Below are 22,396 nucleotides of genomic sequence, written 5' to 3'. Positions count from 1 at the left end.
AATGACTTACTTTAACTCTTTGACAACCTCCTCCGAAGAGGTCATAATAGTTCTGTTCATTCATTTTGTAAAATAAATGGTATACGGAATGTATATCAACAGTAAGAATAACGTCTATCGATTCTTAAATAACGGATCGCCGCTGCAGTTCTCAAAAATGGTGTACGGCGGCATTGAAAGGAAGGCGATACAGGTGTTCTCCACCTCGCGGTTTCGGTTAACGATTACGAAGCCTTTTATATTTTTCTCTGTCATTATGCTGCTCAAAAGCTACGTAGCCTGGATGGTCATTTTTGATGATGTCATGCCATGGAAACCGCTCATTACGGAAATCCCTTTTATTTGGCTTGTGTTCAGCTTGATCGAATGGTTCGCTTCCAAGCGAAAGCTCGCTGCCTATATGAGTGTTAACTTATTGCTGACCGCCATATTCTTTGCAGCCATTATGTATTATAAATATTACGGTGTCATTGTTACGTATCATGCGCTGGAGCAGGTCAATCAGGTAACCGCGGTAAGCAATAGCGTGTTCTCCTTGATGGACCCTTACTATCTGCTGATCTTCACGGATATCATCGGTATGTTTTTTCTATTATGGCGCAGTGACCGCGTTAAAAAATGGAAGATTCGGCATGCCAAGAAAGAAAAGCGCAAGATTATTCCTATCGTTTTTGTCGTTTCTTTAATGCTGTGCCTGTTCCAGATTATGCCGAACCGCGCCAGCATGAACGAAATCGTGAAGGCTCAGGAAATGGGCATTCTTAACTACGAAGCCTACACGATTTTCCAGCAGGAGAACAAAGAGCTCGTGGATGCCAAGACCATCACGCAGAATAAAGTCAATGAATTGAAGGGCCTCGGAGCGGCTGATCAGGAAGCCTTGCTCTCGGGTGCAGCCAAAGGGAAAAACCTGATAATCATCCAGATGGAGTCCTTCCAGAAGTTCTTAATCGGTTTGAACATTGATGGTAAAGAAATTACGCCTAACTTGAACAAACTCGCCAAAGAGAGCTTATACTTCCCGAACTTCTACCAGAATGTCGGTCAGGGGAATACCTCGGATGCCGAGTTTGTGGTGAATACGTCATTCTACATTCCGCCACGTGGTGCGGCAACGCAGCATTATGCAGACAGAGTTCTGCCAAGCCTGCCGAGACTGCTGCAAGGGGAAGGTTATGATACGGCCACTTTCCACACCAATGTAGTGGAATTCTGGAATCGCGGAGAGCTGTACAAGGCCCTCGGTTTCAACCGTTATTACGATAAAGCGTTTTTCGGTGATGAAGATAAACTGTTCTTCGGTGCCTCGGACGATGCCCTGTATTCCAAAACGGCGGCCGAGCTGAAAAAGATGGACGAAGCCGATAAACCGTTCTATACCCAAGTCATCTCCATGTCGGCTCACCATCCGTTTACGATTCCCGAAGATAAATATCGGATGACGCTGCCGGAGCGATATGAAGGCACCTTCGTCGGCGACTACATCCGCTCGCAGAATTATGCCGATGATGCGCTTGGTAAATTCATTGAGCAGCTGAAGAAAGACGGCGTGTGGGATAACAGCCTGGTTGTTCTCTACGGCGACCACCTCGGACTGCCGATTTATTCCTTGGACAACAAGGATAAAGAGCTGATGCACGAAATTTATGGCCGTGATTATAACTCCGGAGATATGATCAATATCCCGCTTATGATCCATGGAGAAGGTCTTCAGCCGGAAGTGAAGGAGCAAGTCGGCGGGCAGATCGACCTCTTGCCGACGGTGGCCAACCTCCTCGGCGTATCGATGGACCATCAGCTTCATTTCGGTCAGGATCTGTTAAACCACACCGATAATAACTTGCTGCCGGAACGGTACTACCTTCCATCCGGTACATTTATCAACAATACGACCCTGTACATTCCGGGAATCGGCTTTGAGGATGGGACCAAGCATCCGCTTCCGAACGCGGACGAGAAGAAGACCCAGGCGACCAAGGAAGAATTCGAACGCGCGCTGCAGCTGCTTCATCTGTCGGACAGCTATATCAGACAGCTGCCATACCATAAATAGCCCGTTGCTTAATAGGACAACTCTTTCGGATAATCGGAGGGTTGTCCTATTTTCACTTGGTAGAGTATCGCCGGAATCCCTTGATGTATAAGGGTTTATACAGCCGAAGGCAACGGTTATTTGACATAGTGGCTTACTTTTTCTTATGATTAATAAAATAGCCCCACAAAGTGGAGCCTTTGCTTCGATGCTTATTCCAAATACTTTGCGGGGACCCCAAAACTATAAATGCGATTAAAGAGTTGCTTACGCTTCGCTGAAACTTGTAAATTTTATCATCTTAACAATATACCTTGTTTTGAAACCCGCATTCGTGGTGAAATTACGTACAACAACTCGAAAGACTTCATACTCATACGCTGACAATTAAGCCATATATTTTTTATGAACAAATCGATTATGAATTGTAGGAGTGACGATCCGACTTGGACCCCATACGAAGGATAAACAGAATTATATGTTCAACACTTGGCCTTCTTCTGATTGCTTTATTTACGCATGTTCCTCTGGTGGACATCACGGATTCCGCTGCCGCTACGCAGGGAATGGAAGCGTCTGAAGGGACTCTTCCATCGCCAACGCCGGTACCCAAGAGCCCGGAACCTGTTCGGTTGATGCCGGAGTCAAAACGCCATGTGTCTCTGCTTTCCTTGCATATCGTTACATTCCGCACGGATACCGGTATGTTTCTGCTCCTCAAGCACATGATGCTAGACCCTTTAAAATTCCGGTCGAATTATGTTGGCAGCCATGCATAGTAAGTGATGGTTATTAAAAAACTAATTCGGATCAGATAAAAAAGGATGTGTTTTGTTTGGAAGACAGTATAGGCTTAAATTTATTCTTAGTCGCTGTGCTTATCGCAGCTACCGCTTTTTTCGTTATGACGGAATTTGCTATTATAAGACTTCGTCCCAGCCGGGTAGACCAATTGGTAATGGAAGGTCGCAAAGGCGCGCTCGCCGTCAAAAAGGTAACTTCGAATCTGGATGGATACCTGTCTGCGTGTCAGCTGGGAATTACCATCACGGCACTCGGTCTTGGTTGGCTCGGGGAACCGACCATCGAGAAAATTCTTCACCCGGTGTTTGATAGCTTTTCCATTCCTGCCGCTATCGCATCGCTCATCTCATTTTTGCTTGCATTTATTATCATGACTTATATTCACGTCGTTATCGGTGAACTTGCACCGAAGACGATTGCTATTAATAAAGCGGAAGCCGTGTCGTTCATCTGTGCGACACCTATTATCTGGTTTAACCGGATCATGTACCCGTTCATCTGGTTGCTGAACGGATCCGCCAACAAGATCGTTCGTCTGTTCGGCATGCATCCTGCCAGTGAGCACGAAGAAGCTCACTCGGAAGAAGAACTCCGCATGATTCTGAGCGACAGCTATGAGAGCGGAAAGATCAACCAAGCCGAATACGGTTATGTAAGCCGAATTTTTGCTTTTGATGATATGCTTGCCAAGGAGATTATGGTACCCCGCACCGATATGATCTGCCTGTATGTGGATAAGCCGCTTGCCGCCAATCTGCAGATCATCAAGCGCGAGCAGTACACCCGTTTTCCGGTTGTACGCGGTGACAAGGACCAGATCGTCGGTATGGTGAACACCAAGCAGTTCTTCCTGGAGTTCGATGACAATTCCAACATCGACTTGACCAAGCTGATTCATCCGGCCATGACGGTATCCGAAGCGATTCCGATCAAGAAATTGCTTCGCAAAATGCAGCAGGAAGGCACGCATATGGCCATCCTGATCGATGAATATGGCGGCACTTCCGGGATGATCACCATCGAGGATATTCTGGAGGAGATCGTCGGGGAGATCCGCGACGAATTCGACGAGGATGAAGAACGCGAGTTGACTCAACCTGAGCCGAACCGGATTATTGCCGACGGCAAGGTATCCATCAACCGGATCAACGACCTGCTTCATACCGACCTGAGCACCGATGACCTGGATACGATCGGCGGCTGGTTGTACGGACATAACTCCGAGCTTGCCAAAGGCGATACATGGAGTTACGGTGACCTGACATTTACCGTGATCGAGAAGAAGACTCACCGCTACACGAAGCTGCAAATCGTTAAAGAAACACCCGAAACAGCAGCGGAAGAAGCAGCTGCCGTTGCGGCCGCAAGCGAAAACAACGAATAAATACCAAATAGCCAAGCCGCCATGCAGCCCTTACCGGGTTATGCATGGCGGCTTTTCGCATGACGGCAAAACATTTTAACACTTTAATAAGTTATAACTCTGCTGTAATATAGAAATAATCTAATTTCATACATATGGGGGGCTGCAAGTCATGAATCGTCAAATCGCTATCATTGGAAGCAGCGGCGGCAATCTGTACAATCTCGGCGGCAAAGACCCGCGCAAGCTGCTGGATGAGATATTGATGCAGTTGGAGAGCGCAGGCCTGTCCTGTGGGGCACTGCAGTTTATCGCTGCCCAGGTCTCCATGGATGCAGCTAAGGATACAACGCCTGCTGCTCTTTACAGCTGGAGCATTTCTCAAGGGGAGCCGGTCATTATCGCGGAAGGTACGCTTCGGCAGGTCAATCAAGCGGCTGAACGTCTGGACCTAGAGATTGCCGAGCAGATTGAACTCGGCGAAATTGACGGCATTATCGTCATGAGTGCCGACTCTGAGGGCAGCAACCGGCACGCCATTGAGGCTGCTGCTAAATTCCGACTGCCAGTGACCGGTACCGGCGGAACTTCCATGGCCATCATACAGACCAAAGGCGCGCATGTCATCGCCGCCTCGGGTACAACCGGAACAACCAACCGAACCCGCGCGGTCACCTTTGTTACTTCCCTCAGCAAGCATTGGCGGCTTACGTACCGGCCGGTCATCGGAAATGCAACCGCGAACCTTCACGGGGCGCCAGGAAGCTCGTCGCCATGGCGGAGAATCAATATTCGGGGCATTATGATGGCATCCCTCCCCGGTTTCATCGGCATGGCCCTGATCCTGGCAGTCAGCAAAATTCCGGGGTTATCCTCGCTGACCGAGGTGTTTGATCTATTGATCAAGGCGCTGCCGGTCATCGTCGCTGTTATCGCAGCCAAGCAGGTGTCCGAACTGGACGAGGTATCCATCGTGGCAGGCATCGTGGCAGGTGTCCTCTCCGTCGAAGGGGGCATTATCGGAGGCATCATTGGCGGAATTGGCGCAGGGATCATCGTCCATTACGTGTTCCGTCAATGCGTGGAGTGGCGTTTCCCCGCAACCACGGTCAACATCGTGGCAGGCGGTATATCCGGACTGATTGCCGGGTTGCTGGTTTACTTCCTTATTGCGCCGATTGCGCTGAGTGCAGGACAAGGCATCCGCTTCCTGATCGAAACGCTTGTTTCTTGGAGCCCGGCCATTGCCGGATTGATTGCAGGCCTGCTGATCTGGCCCGCGATCATTGGCGGCGTCTATCATGCGGCCATCCTGCCGATTGTACTGCTGGAGATGGAGACGACAAGCAACAGCTTCCTCGGGGCAGTCGATATGGTTGGTCTGGTGATGGTGTCCGCAGGCATCACGCTGGCCAACATTATCGCCCCTCGGGATAAGGGAGAGGCGGCCGTAGCGGCTCCCGGGTTTGCCATCAATATGGGTTTTGGCACCTTCGTTGAAGCCGCCTACCCCTTCATGTTTTCGAACAAGCTTGTGTTCGCTGGAGCGATTGCTTCCGCAGGTCTTGGCGGCATGCTCGTCGGTTTATTCGGCGTTCGGGGAACCGCCTACGTGCCTTCCTTCATCGGTCCCATCACATCGAATAACACCATTGGCTTCCTGATCTCCATGGCAGCCAGCATGCTCTGCTCGTTCCTTATTACGTTCTTCGTAAACAAACTGTCCGGTTATCGAGATGCGAAGAACTCCGTCAGTATGTAGTACATGGTTAGTTCCAATATGCAGGATTTTAGCTAACCAATTGGCCTGAAAAAGAGTTTATATTATAGATAGGCTCCTGAATTCGATGCCTATACCTATTCGAAATAACGGAAGGAGGTTATTATGATCGTGAAATTCAGAAGAATATCGCTGTTCGCGCTGACAGGTGTCCTGCTAGCCGCTTCGCTAATCTGGAACAGCGAACAAGCAGCCGCTAACGACGCGGAAGACTATTCCGTGAAGGCGGCAGACACCCTCATGACGGACGTGCAAGTTCACAAAGGCAAGGCGTACGTTCCGCTCAAGTCCTTAGCCGATGCAGTAGGGTATGAAATCTCTTATACGCTGAAGAAGGAGTTAGACAACTTTCATCAGTATGACTTGAAGGCTGCGAACAATCCCCCGGTATCGGTATGGGGCAACGACAGATGGGGATATACGATCGTCCGGCGTGCAACGCAAGAGATGAATGTGAACGATATCGACATTTATAAGCCGGCCAAGCTATGCCCTGAAGAATCGGACCATTGCATGCTCGATGAGAGTAAGTACGACGGGCCCCTCTTCATAAAGAACACCCTCTACGTACCTGTCCGAGACATGGCTACAGCCTTAAATCTGAAGCTGACCATGACGCAGACCCAGAAAGGGCGCACCATTCACCTGTCCCTGCGCTGAAGCCCCCCATATATCTACTCCCCTTACGAATACTTAAAAAGCCAGGCAGAGTCACAAACTCCGCCTGGCTTTTAATCTGAATGGAGGCAATCCAACCTTTCAATCTTTCAATCTTTCAATCTTTCAATCTTTCAAAACCTTCACATTCTTCATTCCAGTCCTCTGATTTCAATGTCATCCGTGGACGTGATTTTCGAAATATCAAACTCTCTGAAAATATGAGTGCTCTGTTTCCCGTTCATATCCAAATCCTGCTCTAGCTTCTTCACACGGTCCGGCGTCTTCAAATCCGCCCCATAATATTCAATGTGAAGGTCCGTCTCCCCCGGCACCGTCACCGAAGGCAGCCGCCGAATCAGCTCCAGCACCCGTTCCTTCTCCTGCGCCAAGTTATTCGCCGTCAAATCCGCGAATACGATTAAACGGATATTCTGACTGACATTTCCGTCGGCATTTGCGAGTTGGTTATAATCACGCTCAACCGTGTCGAAATCGGCGTTGACATAGGCGTCCGCAAACGCCTGGTCCGGATAAAGCTCAGCCAGCAGAGGTTTCAGCTGGTCTCTCAGCTGTTGCCCCCACAGCAGGTTCAGATATATATCGTTCGATATGGTTGGGGGGCTGCTATCATTACTGTTAAGGGTGAATACCAGCTCAGGCTCCTGTTCCGGATGGGCTCGAAGTTGATACGAGCTGGTGGCCCAGGTATAGTCCACGTCCGTTACCTTAAAGGGTTCGTTGTACTTCTGCTCCAGATAGGACTCTGCCGCTTCTTGAACCACCCGTTTCTCAGCAGCCGTCTTCATAAACGGAGCAGATCCCGAGGTGTACCCCGCGTATACGGCCCCGGCGAACAAGGCCAGTCCGATCACCGTCCGCACGATGATTTTCCAAGGAGAGGATAGTTGGCGCCGCCGCTTCTCGTCGAACATCGGTTTCTTGGGCGATCGGTAGTTGAAGTAAATAACCGGTATAATCAGACCTATAATATGAAGCCCAATAGCTATTGGACCAATCAGCATGCCCAAAAATCCCAATGTCATGAAAAAAATAAACAAAGCCGCTCCCTGAAGCGCCATAAGCAGCGTTCCGCCTATCATCATGCCCGGCGTCCCGATATAAAACATCCCGAGCCCGGTGCAGATCAGAGAGAGCAGCGTGGCAATCCATTGATGTTTCCTCAAGTTATCATCCGTCCTTCATGCATATGGTTTGTGAATCATGGTCAAATCCTGACACCCTATTATAACCGCTGTGGAGCTTGGGAGAAGAAAAATTTCTATCGATGTTCTCTCACAGAAGGCAGACCGCGTTTAGAATAAGGTTGCCCTGCGATTATCAAATATGGTTCAGCTTCCCTGAAACCTTATCATTCTATCATCTAAAAACCAAAACCCACTTCACCGTGGTGAAATGGGCTGGGGTTCAACCGAGGCCTGTTTTCCGATCAAGCTCTAAACATTGGGCCTTACTCCTTCGGATGGATCATTTCTTCCGGACGAACGATCCGGTCAAAATCCTCTCCGCTCAATAAACCGCTTGCCAGCGCGGCTTCGCGAAGCGTTGTCCCTTCTTTATGTGCCTTTTTCGCGATGGCCGCGGCATTCTCATATCCGATATGCGGATTCAGAGCCGTTACCAGCATCAGCGACCGCTCCATGTTTGCACGGAGAACGTCTAGGTTGGCTTCGATGCCGACCGCACAATTCTGGTCGAACGAGTCCATGGCATCCGACAGCAGGCGTACGGACTGCAAGAAGTTATAGATGATGACCGGTTTGAATACGTTTAGCTCAAAATTACCCTGGCTTGCTGCAAAACCGATCGTGGCATCGTTGCCCATCACTTGGCAGACCACCATCGTGAGTGCCTCGCTCTGGGTTGGGTTCACTTTCCCCGGCATGATGGAGCTGCCCGGTTCATTGGCAGGGATCGAGATTTCACCAATCCCGGAACGCGGACCGCTTGCCAGCCAGCGAACGTCGTTGGCGATTTTCATCAAGTCGGCAGCCAGCGCCTTCAGCGCCCCATGGGCAAATACAATCTCGTCATGGCTGGTCAGCGAATGGAACTTGTTGCTGGCGGACGTGTAGCTTTTTCCGATTTGCATGCTGATTTCGGCAGCCGTCATTTCTCCGAATTTCGGATGAGCGTTAATGCCGGTACCGACGGCAGTACCGCCAATAGCCAGCTCACGCAGCGGTTCTACGGCGGAAGCCAGCATCAATTCACACTTCTCGAGCATCCGGTGCCAGCCGCTGATTTCCTGTCCGAGGGTCAGCGGTGTGGCATCTTGAAGATGCGTACGGCCGATTTTGATCAGGTCCTTATATTCATCGCTTTTCTTCTCGAGCGTTTTCTTCAAGCGGCGCAGCGCGGGCAGCACATGATCTTCCACGGCCACGACCGCGGCCATGTGCATCGCCGTCGGAAACGTATCGTTAGAGCTTTGGGATTTGTTGACGTCGTCGTTGGGATGAACGCGCAGGGCGCTGTCTTTTTGCTCAAGCAGTTGATTCGCACGGTTCGCAATGACTTCGTTCACGTTCATATTGGACTGTGTGCCGCTGCCGGTCTGCCAAACCACCAACGGAAAGTGCTCATCCCACTTGCCGGCCACAATCTCGTCGGCGGCGGTCGTAATCGCATCCACTTTGTCTGCATCCAGCTTGCCGAGCTTGCCATTCACAATGGCTGCGCTCTTTTTCAATATCGCAAACGCCCGAATGATTTCCTTCGGCATCGTTTCGGTTCCAATCCGGAAATTCTCGGAACTGCGCTGTGTCTGCGCTGCCCATAGCTTATCCGCAGGCACTTTAACCTCACCCAGGGTATCCTTCTCAATACGATAATCCATCCCAACTTCCTCCTTTGGCTTCCTTGAATTTAAGCGCTTTATATTCCATCTCTCCTATTATGACATAGACTTGCCCAAGAAAAAAACAGACGGGATGAACAGCTGCGACTTCCATGCTTAAAGCCTTGGTTCGGCTGCCTCCTTGGCTCGCTTACTCACCGCCGCCTCGCTTGAAACGGCAGAGGTATCACACGATTCGCCGTGATTATTCAAGCTACCGGCAATATTCCCGCTTCACAACAGCCACTCAAACCAGCGAGCATGCCCATCCGTCCGGGCGACCGTAAACTCGCTTCGCACGCCCCCGAGGATATAGTCCGCATGGAGATCTTCATCCTGCATATTGTTATAGACATGCACGATATCGCGGACGCTTCCGATTTCATTTAAGTGATGCCGCAGTGTTTGCTTGGACGCCTCCGGAATCTGATTGGCCACATGCGTATGAAATACGCAAATGACGGCCTCCTCCGGGATGCCCTTCACGATATCGGGAAGCAGCGCGGTCCCATCCCCTTCCCGGAACTGGATCCCGGACTGCTGCTTCAGCACCTCTGCCGCATGCTCCAGCATGGATACCCTGTCGTGATTACCCGGCCAGATTAAAGACCGCAGCCACAACAAATGCTCCGGGTTTCGCACATCATTCACATGCAGATCGATCCCCATCCGATAGACGACCGGAGGACTGGAAGCCAGCAGGAACGGCGTGCGCCCTCCCTTGATCTCCGATGTGATATGAACCTTCGACCCCGCAAGGCCGTAACTCGCCGCGTCTCCATAGGAATAGCTGTATCGATCCCACAGCAGCTGCAAGCCGGCGCTGGTTCCAAGCTCCACCAAGGCAAGCGGCTTACGGACCTTGTCATAGATCGAGCAGAACACCGGATACAAATACGCACAGCGGCGGACTTCATTCGTCTGTACCCGCTTGCTCTCCAGTATTCCGATAATAGCCGTCTCATGCCTCAGCACAAATGAACGAAAATGGGGATAACAGGAGCTCATTTCCTTCGGATGCTCCACAAGGCCGGGGTAATATGCCCTCAGCTCCGCTCCCTCACCCTGGAGCAGCAAATATTGAACGGCGCCAAATAGCATATTGGGTACAGGCTGGCCTGCAGGAACAAAAGCAGCGACTTGCAGCACCTCTTCATCATCGGCTATATGGCGCGCCAAATACTCATAGAACACACTGGAGCCCGGACATTCCCGTTCAGCAAAATGACGAAACACGTTGACCATCCGCTTATGAACCACCATACATCACACCCCTAAAGTTGTAATTAACCCTTTATCCTGCTTAAGACTAATGTTACATCTTTCCAGGATGCGCGTGGATTTTGATCTTTTATCGGGCTGATTAAGAAAAATAAGATGAAGACAAAAAAAGAAGAACCGACCCCAAAGGCCGGTTCTTCTACTAAAAGATGCTGTTGTTGTCTAGATTGCCGGACGATCCAGCAGGTACAAGTTCCGATACCGCGGATAGTGCTCCATCAGCTCATCGTGCGTACCCCGCATAACGATCTGACCGTGCTCCATGAATAGGATCTCATCCATGCGCTCCACGCCAACCAGATGATGGGTTACCCAGATCAGAGTCCGGTCCTGCAAACTGGCGAACATGGTGGATAACAGTTCCCGCTCGGTTTTGGGATCCAGTCCGACCGTCGGTTCATCCAAAATGACGACCGGCGTCTTCTGCAGCAGGATCCGGGCCAAAGCCACGCGCTGGCGCTCTCCTCCGGAGAAACGCTGTCCGGCTTCCTGCATACGGGTGAGTAGCCCTTCCGGAAGGGCTGCCACCAACGGTTCCAGCCGTGCCCGGGCAACCGCATCCCGTATTTCGGCCTCCGTGGCATCCGGCTGTCCGAGCCGGATGTTGTTGGCTAGCGTCGTATCAAACAAGTGCGGACTCTGATTCAATACCGAAATAACGGAAGAAATCCCATCGCCAAACCGCGCAGAATCCACTCCGCCTAGGGTAAGACTTCCCCCTGAAGGTGCCAGCACACCCTGAATCAGCTGCAGCAGGGTGGATTTACCGGCACCGGAACGCCCTATAATGGCTACCTTAGCCCCAGGAGGAATATCCAGGGATACATCCATTAATGTAGAACCATCCCTATTCACACGGGATCGGTCCAGCCCGGATTCGCCGCCTGGGGCCTGTTCATAACGGAAGCAGACGCCATCCGCCTTCACATGAACACCGCTGTTTATGACAGATTCGATCTCTCCCTTTTTCAGCTGTTGCCCCCGGTTCTGCTTCCCTTCAGACGTTTCGGCGCTTTCGATCGCCTGAAGTCTCGCGACCGATTGGCCGTACTGCGGAATCCGCTCCACGGCTTCGGATACCGGCAGGAATGCGTCCATTAACGGGAACACAACCAGTACAAAAGCCGCGATCAGCGTAACATCGATCGAGCCGTCCGCATACTGCCGTCCTGACCAATACACCATCGATACCACCGTCACGGCAACCACGCATTGACCGATAAAAGCCCGAAGACGCGACCAGCGCTTGAGCGAGCGGTCGGTCCGGTCGACCTCGGCTTCATCCGCCTCATAACCGGTCAGGAATTCCGTCTGCCGGCCGCTGACGTACCATTCATGAATGCCAAGTACCGCGTCGGTCAGCTTCTGGTAGAGGTTGCTGCGGGCCTGCTTCATCTCCCGGTTCTTCCGTTTGGTGAGCAGCAGGGAAACCAGCGGCAGTACCAGAATCAGCACCGCTACATACAGCGCAAGCAGAAGGGCAAATGCCGGGTCAAACAGGCCGACGGCCAGAATAACACCGGCGTATAACACAAGCGCAACAATCGATGGAAAGACCGTACGGATATAGACGTCCTGCAAATACTCGATATCATCGGAGAGCACGCCAAGCAGATCCCCGGTGCGGTACCGGGAGGACAAGCGGAGGGCTTGCGGTTCCAGAATTCGGTACAGCCGCAGGCGCATCTGGGACAGGATGCGAAGAATCGTGTCATGCCCCACCAGACGCTCCACGTAATGGATGACCGCACGTCCGATGCCGAAGGTACGAACCCCTACGGTCGGCACGTATACCATTAGGATATTTTCCGGTCGCAGGGCAGACTTGGAGATCAGATACCCGGAGGTGAACATCAGCATCCCGGCGAACAGGGTCGTGAGCACGCCAAGCATCACAATTAGCAGAAAACGCCAGAAGTTTGCCGTTACGTAAGGCCGAAACCACGATTCCTGCTTCATTGTAATCCCTCCATCTGCGATGTAATTAACCCGTAATAGACGCCCTGCAAGGCCATAAGCTCCTCATGGGTTCCCGTTTCCGCCACCCGCCCCTGATGCAGAACGAGGATGTAATCCATATCCTGCATCCAGTGCAGTCTGTGCGTCGCGAGGAATACCCACTTATCTTGAAACAGGGACAGCATCGTCTCCTTCAGCTCGTATTCCGTCTCAATATCCAAATGGGCCGTTGGCTCATCCAGCAGCAGAACCCGCCGGCCGCCGAGCAAAGCTCTGGCTAAGGCCACGCGCTGTGCCTGACCGCCGCTTAAAGCGCGTCCGCCGCCGCCGATCATCTCCGCGAGTCCGCCGGGCAAGCTCTTCACCAGATCCGACAGACCCGCCGCTTCGACCGCTGCTTCGACTTGCGCTGTTGACGCCTCCGGCGCATAAAAGCGCACATTATCTGCCAGGGTAGTACCGAATAAATACGGCTGCTGCGGCATATAGGTGACCTCGGTTCGCCACGCCCGCCGGTTCCAGTCCTCCAGCTTCACGCCGTTCAGCTCCATCATTCCCGATGTTGGCGCCATGAATCCGCCTAATAGCTCGATGAGCGTGGATTTGCCGGCCCCGCTCTCCCCCACGATACCGATTTTGCGTTGACCCGGTATCCGGAAGCTGACATTCTCCAAGGAAGCCGGCCCTAACTCTTCATGCCTGAGGCCGATTCCGGACAGTTCCAGTACACTGTGGTTCTCCCATTGGAATCGCGGTTGCGGCGGATTGAGCTCTGGCGAATTATCTTCAATTTTAAATGTTATATCGCCGGAACGCCCTTTCCGGGCCTCCAGAATTATGGATTGCATCGCTTCCCCTGCCTGCTTACCGTCCAGCGTGGCATGAAAGTCCGCCCCGACCATGCGCACCGGCAGGAAATACTCCGGTGCCAGGATCAGGATAAGCAGTGCGGGCAGAAGCTCCAGGCTGCCGTTAATGAGGCGCAAGCCCAGATTTACCGCAACAGATGCCACGGACAGCATCGTAAAGAAATCCAGCGCGAAGGACGACAGAAACGCCACGCGCAGCGTCCGCATGGTAGCTGCACGATACCCCTCGCTGACCTGCTGTATGCTCTCGCTGTGCTTGCGGCTCTGTCCCAGAAACTTCAGGGTAGTCAGACCTCTCAGCGAATCTACAAAATGATTGGACAGCATCCGGTAGGAATCCAGCTGCCGCTCGGTTTGCTTTTTCGCGGCAAGTCCCACGAGGATGAGAAAGACGATCAGGATCGGCATGGTCACCAGCAGAATAATGCCCGAAATCCGATCCGTCATGAACACGTACAGCCATATCAGAGCCGGGGTAATGCCCGCCCCCATCATGCGCGGTATGGTCAGCTCCGCATATTTGCGGAACTTGCCGATGCCCTCCAGCACAAGCGTAACCACATTGCCTGTTCCTTCCGACCGGACAAAGGACGGCCCATTCCGAAACAGCTCATCCAGCAGCTGCTTCCTCAGGCTCGTGCCCGTCTCCTCGGCAAAGCGCTGTGCGATTCCTTGCTGCACGGCCGAGATGCCGTGGCGTGCCAGAAATGCAAGCAGGAACAAGGCAATGGTCTCCCCCTGCTCCTGCAGCGTTGATCCCGCAAACAGGGCGGATACGGCTTCCGCCAGCCACTTGGCTTGCAGGAGGATGGCCATGCTCTGTGCCAGGGTACATACGGCGACAAGGAAGAATACCGTCTTGGCGCCTTTGTATCCCAGCAGGTCTTTTCCCATCAGTACTCCAGATGCTCCTTCTCATGTACCCGTTTGTGGAAAACGAAGTAACTCCAAATTTGATAGCCTAATACGAATGGCAGCAGCGTTACCGCCACAATCGTCATAATCTTGAGGGAATACGGTCCGGAGGCCGCATTATAAATAGTCAGATCAAATGCAGCATGGATGGAGCTGACCATCACGCGCGGGAACAAACCCACGAACACGGACGTTACCAGCAGGGCGATAACCGCCCCGGTCATCCCGAAAGCCCAGCCGTCCCGCTTGATATTCATGAAATATCCGCCCAGCAGGAATGCGAGCAGAGCCAGCACCAGCAGCACGGTTAACACCACGCCACGCTTCTCGAAGATATCGGTCATGAAATACGTCATCACACCAAAAGCCACGAACAGGGCCGCTACGGGAAGCAGGAGTCTCCGGGCCATACGGCGCGCGCGTTCTTGAAGATCCCCCATCGTGCGCAGTGTTGTGAACATCAAGCCATGCAGCAGGCAGAGCATCACCATCGTCAGTCCGCCAACAACAGTATAGCCATTCACAACATCGAACAATCCGGCATGCAGCTGCATCTCTTCGTTAATGGGGAGCCCCTGAATCAGGCAGGCAAAAACAACGCCGAGCAGGAATGGCGGAAGCACGCTGCCGGTGAAGATCGCACCGTCCCACACCCGTTTCCAGCGGACATCGCCCACCTTGCCGCGGAATTCAAAGGCCACCCCGCGGCCGATCAAGGCCAGCAGAAGAAAGACAAGCGGAATGTAGAACCCGCTGAACAGCGTGGCATACCAGTTCGGGAAGGCGGCGAACATGGCGCCGCCCGCCGTCAACAGCCAGACCTCGTTGGCATCCCAGAACGGGCCGATCGAGTTGATCAGCACCCGGCGCTGGGTATCATTTTTGGCCAGCAGCTGCGTGGACATCCCGACCCCAAAGTCGAAGCCCTCCAAGAAGAAGAACCCGATAAACAATACGGCAACAAGCACAAACCACAGTTCGTTAAGAGACAGCATTGTAGCCCTCCTTATTAAACGGATCGCTTGCGTGGTGGTCGTCTTCCTCCGCCGCATACGGTCCTTTCTTAATGACTTTGATGAACAGATACGCCATGACGGCTGCCAGCACCGCATAAATGGCGGTAAACATGATGAGCGAGAACAGAATCGAGCCTGCGCTCACGTTCGGTGAAACACTGTTCTCCGTAGTGATCAGCCCGAATACCGTCCACGGCTGTCGTCCGATCTCCGTCATAATCCACCCCGACGTGTTGGCGATGAACGGCAGCGAAATACCGAACAGCATCAGTCTGAGGAACCATTTGCCAGCCTTCTCGACCTTTTTGCGCAGCATCAGCCATGCTCCGTACAATCCCAGCAGAATCATGATGCTGCCTGCGGCCACCATAATCCGGAAGCTCCAGAACGTGGTACGGACCGGCGGGATATAGTCTCCAGGGCCATATTCCTGCTCATATTGCGCTTGCAGCTCTTTCATTCCGATGACTTCGCCGGAAAATTTGCTGTAGGACAAAAAGCTGAGCAAATACGGGATTTTGAACTCCATCGTGTTCTCCTGCTTATCCGGATCGATGGCTGCAATGACCGTCCAAGGCGCAGGATCGTCACTCGTTTCCCACAGGCTCTCCGCAGCGGCCATCTTCATCGGCTGCGTATCCACCAGATACTGCGCCTGCTGGTGACCGAATACCGCAACCAGAATGGAGGTGATGAGGCCAATCACGATGGCGATGTGAAATGATTTTTTAAAGAAATCCAAATCCTGCTTCTTCATCAGCTTGTAGGCACTCACACCTGCTACGAGGAACGCCCCTGTTGCCAAAGCTCCGAAGATCGTGTGCGGGAACTCCACCAGCAGCTGACCGTTCGTAATCAGTGCGAAGAAATCGTTCATCTCCGCCCGCCCATTGTTCATCTCGAACCCGACGGGACGCTGCATGAACGAATTCGCTGCCAGAATCCAGAAGGCGGACATCAGGGTGCCGAAGGACACCAGCCAGATGCTGAGCAGATGGACCTTCTTCGATAACCGGTCCCACCCGAATATCCACAGCCCAATAAACGTCGACTCAAGGAAAAATGCCAGCAGAGCTTCGATCGCAAGCGGTGCGCCAAACACATCCCCGACAAAGCGCGAGTAATCCGACCAGTTCATGCCGAACTGGAATTCCTGCAGAATCCCCGTCACAACCCCGACCGCAAAGTTAATCAGGAACAGCTTTCCCCAGAACTTGGCCATTTTCTTGTAGACTTCCTGGCCTTTGACAACATACATCGTCTCCATGATGGCAATCAGAAACGCCAATCCGATGGACAACGGTACGAAAATAAAGTGAAAAATGGTTGTCGATGCGAATTGAATTCGCGCCAGCATAACCGGATCCATATCAGATACCCCTTCCTTTAGCTCACGTGATCACTTCAAATTTGATTCTTTTTGTATTGTCGCAGACCGCGATGCAAAGGATTGTGATAAACATCACAATATCAGGACTGAAACCGGGGCAAAAAGTTATAAATTTGTGACGAAAATCACTAAGTGAACAACGGTATAACTGAGCATCGAAAAAATGGAAACGGCTCGCTGCCTCTGCCGGCGGTCAAAACGTTGTATTTACGATACAAAAAAGCAGGTTCGCCATCAGGCCAACCTGCTTCGGTATGTCTGCAACCTTATTGAACCGGGCCAATCTCGGTCTCGATGAGCTTGAATTCCGTTACGTCCGCGATCCCACGGTTGGTAATGCGGATTTCCGGAATCACCGGCAGCGCAATGAGCGAGAAGGTCATGAACGGTGCATGGATGTAGCATCCAAGCTCCTTCCAAGCTTCCTCCAAGGCAGCGACTTCCTCCGCTACGATCTCAACCGGACGGTCCGCCAGCAAACCGGCAATCGGCATCGCCACCTTCGCCAGCACCTTGCCGTCCCGTACCACGATCATGCCGCCTCCGCACGCCGCCAGCTCATTCGCCGCGAGTGCCATATCCTCGGCATTCGTGCCCATCACGAGCAGATTGTGGCTGTCGTGCGCAACCGTGGAAGCAACCGCGCCGGTCTTGAGTCCGAAGCCGTTCGCAAAACCGAGCGAGATTTGCCCGGTTGCGCTGTGGCGCTCGATGCATGCCAGCTGAACCACATCTTGATTCAGGTCCGGCTGGATGACGCCTTGCTCCACAGAGAGCACCGCGGTCATTTTGGCGGTACGGGCACTGTTCTCGATGACGCGCACCACATTCACTTCCGTACGCGTCGCATCGAACTTGCTGCGCTGCAGAAAGTCATCAGCGGTAAGCGAACGCTGCAGCCGAACCGATTGAAAGGCTTTTTCCGGGTATTGATATACCGGGAACGCCTTCACGAGCCGGCCGTTCTCTGCAACCACTTCGCCATCCGTGATCACGACTGAAGGTACCATGCTCAACAGATCATCAATCAGCAAAATATCCGCCGTTTTGCCAGGTGAAATGCTGCCCAGCTCCATGTCCATGCCGAAATAACGAGCCACGTTGATCGTTCCCAGCTGGATCGCCGTAACCGGGTCCACGCCTTCTTCTATAGCGCGGCGGACCACATGGTTCATGTGACCGAGCCTCAGCAGCGTCTGCGGATACACATCATCCGTAACCAGAGAAATATTGTCTGTTCGCACCTTATCTTCCGTTATGACCTTAACAACTTCCTTTACATCCTGCCAAGCCGAACCCTCGCGGATCATCAGGTGCATGCCGAGACGGACCTTCTCCAGGGCCTGTTCTCTCGTTACCGTCTCATGGTCGGAGCTTACGCCGGTTGCCATATATGCCTGCAGCATCCGGTCATCCTCGGCCGGAAAATGCCCTGTTACGGTCTTGCCTGCACGCAGCGTAGCTTCAATCTCCCCGCTCATGGTCGGATCGCCGTACACGACGCCCGGGAAGTTCATCACTTCGCCAAGCCCGGCGACGCCAGGCCAGGTCAGCCCTTCCTCGATGTCGGCTACGCCCAGCTGCGCACCGGCATCCTCCAGATCAAACGTCGCCGGTACGCAGGAAGGAATGGTGGTGAACACCTTCATCGGCAGCTGCTGCCCTTCCTCGTGCATCCAGCGCACGCCTTCCATGCCGAATACGTTGGCAATCTCATGGGGATCCATATAAATCCCGGTCGTTCCGTTAACGATAGCCGCCTTGGCAAACTCGGTCACGGTGAGCATCGTGCTCTCCACATGCATATGACCGTCGAGCAGACCAGGCGAGATAAACCGGCCATTCGCTTCGATCACCTGCGTCCCTTTCCCGATCGTATGATCGGCGTTGCCGATATAAGCGATGCGCCCGTACGCCATCGCCACGTCTACCCGTTCCTGAAGCTCACCCGTAAACACATTGACCAGCGTGCCGTTTTTGATAACCAGATCGGCTGGCTCTTGTCCTAACGCAACCTTCCCCAGCTGCCGGCTGACCTCGTATCGTTTCTGTCTTTTAATTGAACTCATGATGAATGCACGCTCCCCTTTTTTTAGATATCAGAACGTATAAACTTCGAAGCTCGTAACTTCCTGATATCGCAATAAAAACTTCATCTAATCGCGGTCTGTCATCTGTGAAAGTGCGTCGATAGACGTTTTTCTTTTAGATATCAGAACGTATAAACTTCGAAGCTTGTAACTTCCTGATATCGCAATAAAAACTTCATCTAATCGCGGTCTGTCATCTGTGAAAGTGCGTCGATAGACGTTTTTCTTATAATGAACCGGTAAAAATACAAAATCGATCCGCTCTATAACACGCCAAACACCCCGGGCAGCGTATCTGCCCGGGGTGCCTGTACTATATCCATAGAGGAAGAGAAGCCCTGTGCATCAGCAATGTATGCTATCAGTCTGCACATCACCTCAGCCGTTAAAACCTGCCGGATTCCAATCAAGGTGATCTTCCAGCCCGGCTTCCATCATTATGCGAAGCTGGGCGGGGTGGTGGGATTCTCAACCTTCATGTAGTCAAGTCATTTACGGTAACCTGGTAGAAACGCCTGGGCCCTATTCCCCGGCATATACATCAAGATTTGATTTTGAACAACATTACCCTTCGATTCTTTGGTCGTTTCATTTGTTGTATGAATTATAATCCTCCTGCCCGAGAAGTCAAGTCATTGGAAGGAACTGTACATCGCCGGCACTGTCCAATCACGCCAGTTTCCGTCCCATTCCTTGCACACGCTCGAGCCATTGCTTTCTTGCGGCCTCGGGCATTTTGCGAAGCTGGGTAATGTTCGTGGAACGGACCGTGCCTACGCCGCAGAACTTCAGAATGGAATGCTTCATCATCTGATGCCCCGGCTGGCCGAGGTAGAAACGGTAGTAAACGTAAGGCGAATCCATCGTGACGATCAGACGGGCCGTTTTCCCTTTGAGCAGCTGCTCCGGCAAAGGCGAGTTCCGGCGGTACTTAAACGCAAAGCCCGGCAGAAAAACCCGGTCGATGAACCCTTTGAGCAGCGCCGGCATGCCGCCCCACCAATTCGGATACACAAACACCAGGTGATCCGCCCAAGCGATCAGTTCTTGCGCTTTTTGCAGATCGGGTTCGAGCGGTTGTTTACCCTTATAGCCGCCGGACAGATTCAGGTCGAACTCCATCTCCGCAAGCACGAGCTCACGCACCTCCGCCCCGGATTCGGCCGCCCCCCTCGCATAGACCTCTGCCAGTTGACTGCCATAGCTGTTCTCAATCGGATTGCCTTGAATAATTAAAACCTTTTTCATATATTTCTTCCCCCTCGTAATTTGGTTAACGATCACTAACCTGATGGCAAAAAGAAAAGGTCACGCCGGACCTTTTCCCAAACCTGTTAATGCCAATAGAGGCGCCGTCACTTCAGGTGCCAGCAGCGACAAAGGTTCCTCCAGCTCCCCTTGCATCGTTGAGATCGCCAGCTGGCTGAAGGCACCGATAATCAACACGGCGGTTAAACGCGTATTCTGCGGCGGAATATCCCGCTGCAACACCGCCTGCTCAAGCAGATCATGCAAAGCGTCAAGCGGCTGGCGTCCCCTGCTCTTGAGCACCTCCGTAAACAGCTCGTGATGCTGGGACAAGAGCAGCAAGCCGTATTTATCCTCGTCATACGACTCCAGTACCCGGACGACGAGTGCCGACAGCCTCTCTGCAAATAAGCCGGGCCGGGACGCATAATCATCCACCAGACGCGTATAACTGCTGCAGTATTCCTCGAACGCTTCCGCAGCCACGGCATCCTTATTCGTAAAATGCTTATAGATCGCCGCATCCGTTACACCCGCCGCGGCGCCGATCTCCTTCACCGATACGCCGTCCACGCCCTTCTCGGCGAAGAGCTTCATGGCAGCCTGCAAAATATCCTTCTTCTTGCTATCGTAATGGGGTTTCTTTTTCATGCTCATATCATAAGTGAACGCTAACCAAATTGCAATAACCAACGCAAAAAAAGAGGCTCCCCCTTACTTGGAGTGCCTCTTCCATTCCTATTCTTACGCCTCCCGCAGCTTAAGGCGCGATCCACCTTTGTTAGCCTTAGCCATGGGTTTAATCTCCATGCACAAGCTAAACTCCGGCTTCGATCGGAGCTGCTGCCTTTACCTTTTTGCCATACAGCAGCATAAGCGGGATGCTGATCACAAATGCGCCGGCAACAAGCAAGAACGGAATTCTCGGGTCGATGCCATATGCCCAGCCTCCAATGATGCCGGAAGGCGAAATGACAATAAGAATGAGCACCTGGAGCAGGGCGAATATTTTGGCGCGGTTCTCATCGTCGATGGCATTGGCCACCGCCGTTTCCAGATACGGATACGTCATCATCGTGCCGATTGCGGCAATGACGGTGCTCAGACTCAGCACCAGCAGATCTCCTTGCGGCGCAAACACCAGTATGACATTGGACAATACCGATATAACAAATCCCCATACCATCGTCCGGTGTACATGCTGCTCCCCGATCCGGGGCATGATCCACCGCATGAATATCAGCATAATGACGGAGGAGAATGCCGGAAAGACCGAGATCAGGCCGCTGCCCAAATGCAGATATTCCACCATGAAGATGGAGACGTAGGTTGTCTTCACCGTCATCTGAAAATTAAACAAAATATAAACGCCGAAGATCATCAGCAGCAGCGGATTTCCGAGCATGCTCTTCATCACCAAAGCATAGTCGGTCATCCCTTCCCGCAGGCTCATCGCCTTCGTTTCTTTCATCTTGCGGTATCCGATATCCGTCTCCCTTGTCGCATAGTGACGCCCAATGAACTGGATCGTCATCAGGATACAAGCCAGCACGAACATGATGCGCACTCCGGGCACCAGCGTGAAATGATACACCAGCAGCCCGCCGATCGGTGCAAACAAGCCGCCTACGACGCTAATCAGCTGCAGCAGCGTAAAGACATAGGTTCGCTCCTTCGGTGCGGTGTCCTCCACCAACAAACAGTAAAAGGCGGTATGCGGCACCTTCTGAAAGCCGTTGATGACGGCCGCGATCACAAAAAACCAGAAGTTCTGCGAGACCGCCCAGAGCAGCGTTGCTACGGTCCAGCTTAGTACGTCGAAGTAGAGCAGCGCCTTTTTTCTGCCTAAACGGTCTGTTAAATACCCGCTGAGAAACGAAGAAAGCACCTGTACAAGCAAACCGATGGAGGTAATCCAGCCGATACCCGTCTCGGTTACCCCAAGTTGGTACATGTAGATGGAGGTGTACGTCGTGAACATGCTGTAAGGGATAAGAAACAGCGGCTCATAGACGAGACAGCCCCGCGCGTTGCCAGTCAATTGCCGAAACGAAGTTGAACCCATAATATCCTCCGGACCTAATGTTATCGTTGTTTAGCCATTATAGCGCAACCGGGCCGGCAGCAGGATA

General features: G+C 52.5%; 16 protein-coding genes and 1 riboswitch. Of the genes, 5 read left to right on the top strand and 11 right to left on the bottom strand.

Features of this window, described 5'->3' with window-relative positions; genetic code table 11:
* The first annotated feature begins 193 nt into the window (after nt 1–193).
* The 4 genes from ACETK5_RS29320 to ACETK5_RS29305 all read left to right on the top strand — a co-directional run bounded on the left by ACETK5_RS29320 (nt 194) and on the right by ACETK5_RS29305 (nt 6,639).
* Entirely contained in the window at nt 194–2,053 is a 1,860-nt protein-coding gene (locus tag ACETK5_RS29320) for an LTA synthase family protein (RefSeq protein WP_394059543.1), read from the top strand.
* Nucleotides 2,054–2,867: 814 nt separating this feature from the next.
* Nucleotides 2,868–4,220: a hemolysin family protein gene (locus tag ACETK5_RS29315; RefSeq protein ID WP_100541041.1), complete on the top strand. Its 1,353-nt coding sequence runs from the start codon at nt 2,868–2,870 to the stop codon at nt 4,218–4,220.
* 151 nt (nt 4,221–4,371) lie between these two features.
* On the top strand, nt 4,372–5,961 hold the full coding sequence (locus tag ACETK5_RS29310) for a PTS sugar transporter (protein ID WP_394059422.1): 1,590 nt from the start codon (nt 4,372–4,374) through the stop codon (nt 5,959–5,961).
* A gap of 123 nt (nt 5,962–6,084) precedes the next feature.
* Complete coding sequence (locus ACETK5_RS29305; RefSeq protein WP_394059420.1) at nt 6,085–6,639, top strand: hypothetical protein; 555 nt, start codon at nt 6,085–6,087, stop codon at nt 6,637–6,639.
* Between the two features lie 149 nt (nt 6,640–6,788).
* On the opposite strand, the gene ACETK5_RS29300 is transcribed toward ACETK5_RS29305, so the two are convergent.
* The 8 genes from ACETK5_RS29300 to ade all read right to left on the bottom strand — a co-directional run bounded on the left by ACETK5_RS29300 (nt 6,789) and on the right by ade (nt 18,995).
* Nucleotides 6,789–7,823: a hypothetical protein gene (locus ACETK5_RS29300; RefSeq protein WP_326111033.1), complete on the bottom strand. Its 1,035-nt coding sequence runs from the start codon at nt 7,821–7,823 to the stop codon at nt 6,789–6,791.
* Nucleotides 7,824–8,107: 284 nt separating this feature from the next.
* Nucleotides 8,108–9,496 carry a class II fumarate hydratase gene (gene fumC / locus ACETK5_RS29295; RefSeq protein ID WP_326095011.1) on the bottom strand — a complete coding sequence of 463 codons (1,389 nt, stop codon included), beginning with the start codon at nt 9,494–9,496 and terminating at the stop codon, nt 8,108–8,110.
* A 234-nt stretch (nt 9,497–9,730) separates the two neighbouring features.
* Nucleotides 9,731–10,759, bottom strand: a complete 1,029-nt coding sequence (locus ACETK5_RS29290) for a DUF2332 domain-containing protein (RefSeq protein WP_326111035.1) — start codon at nt 10,757–10,759, stop codon at nt 9,731–9,733.
* Nucleotides 10,760–10,939: 180 nt separating this feature from the next.
* Nucleotides 10,940–12,736, bottom strand: a complete 1,797-nt coding sequence (cydC, locus tag ACETK5_RS29285; RefSeq protein ID WP_326111037.1) for a thiol reductant ABC exporter subunit CydC — start codon at nt 12,734–12,736, stop codon at nt 10,940–10,942.
* On the bottom strand, nt 12,733–14,499 hold the full coding sequence (gene cydD, locus ACETK5_RS29280) for a thiol reductant ABC exporter subunit CydD (protein WP_394059417.1): 1,767 nt from the start codon (nt 14,497–14,499) through the stop codon (nt 12,733–12,735). Before cydD ends, cydC begins: the two co-directional genes overlap by 4 nt.
* Complete coding sequence (cydB, locus tag ACETK5_RS29275) at nt 14,499–15,515, bottom strand: cytochrome d ubiquinol oxidase subunit II (RefSeq protein WP_100541049.1); 1,017 nt, start codon at nt 15,513–15,515, stop codon at nt 14,499–14,501. Before cydB ends, cydD begins: the two co-directional genes overlap by 1 nt.
* Nucleotides 15,502–16,905 (bottom strand): cytochrome ubiquinol oxidase subunit I, encoded by a 1,404-nt coding sequence (locus tag ACETK5_RS29270; protein WP_127594411.1) that lies wholly within the window; start codon nt 16,903–16,905, stop codon nt 15,502–15,504. The genes cydB and ACETK5_RS29270 overlap by 14 nt, the downstream gene beginning before the upstream one ends.
* Before the next feature lie 287 nt (nt 16,906–17,192).
* The gene (gene ade / locus ACETK5_RS29265; protein WP_326111039.1) at nt 17,193–18,995 is read right to left on the bottom strand and encodes an adenine deaminase; all 1,803 of its coding nucleotides are present in this window, start codon (nt 18,993–18,995) and stop codon (nt 17,193–17,195) included.
* 372 nt (nt 18,996–19,367) lie between these two features.
* On the opposite strand from ade, the gene ACETK5_RS29260 reads away from it, so the two are divergent.
* Nucleotides 19,368–19,499: a hypothetical protein gene (locus tag ACETK5_RS29260; protein ID WP_326111040.1), complete on the top strand. Its 132-nt coding sequence runs from the start codon at nt 19,368–19,370 to the stop codon at nt 19,497–19,499.
* A riboswitch (purine riboswitch) is annotated at nt 19,477–19,578 on the bottom strand. Its footprint overlaps the gene before it by 23 nt.
* 107 nt (nt 19,579–19,685) lie before the next feature.
* Here the strand turns inward: ACETK5_RS29260 and ACETK5_RS29255 are convergent.
* The 3 genes from ACETK5_RS29255 to ACETK5_RS29245 all read right to left on the bottom strand — a co-directional run bounded on the left by ACETK5_RS29255 (nt 19,686) and on the right by ACETK5_RS29245 (nt 22,329).
* Nucleotides 19,686–20,264, bottom strand: coding sequence for an NAD(P)H-dependent oxidoreductase (locus ACETK5_RS29255; RefSeq protein WP_100541052.1), 579 nt, complete (start codon nt 20,262–20,264; stop codon nt 19,686–19,688).
* A gap of 60 nt (nt 20,265–20,324) precedes the next feature.
* Nucleotides 20,325–20,915, bottom strand: a complete 591-nt coding sequence (locus ACETK5_RS29250) for a TetR/AcrR family transcriptional regulator (protein WP_394059413.1) — start codon at nt 20,913–20,915, stop codon at nt 20,325–20,327.
* A gap of 166 nt (nt 20,916–21,081) precedes the next feature.
* Complete coding sequence (locus ACETK5_RS29245) at nt 21,082–22,329, bottom strand: MFS transporter (RefSeq protein ID WP_100541053.1); 1,248 nt, start codon at nt 22,327–22,329, stop codon at nt 21,082–21,084.
* Nucleotides 22,330–22,396 lie beyond the last annotated feature (67 nt).

The organism is Paenibacillus ilasis (genome assembly GCF_043195395.1).
Lineage (GTDB): Bacteria > Bacillota > Bacilli > Paenibacillales > Paenibacillaceae > Paenibacillus_AQ > Paenibacillus_AQ lautus.
The sequence above is the reverse complement of the archived record's forward strand: the minus strand, read 5'-3'. Positions and strand labels throughout refer to the sequence as shown.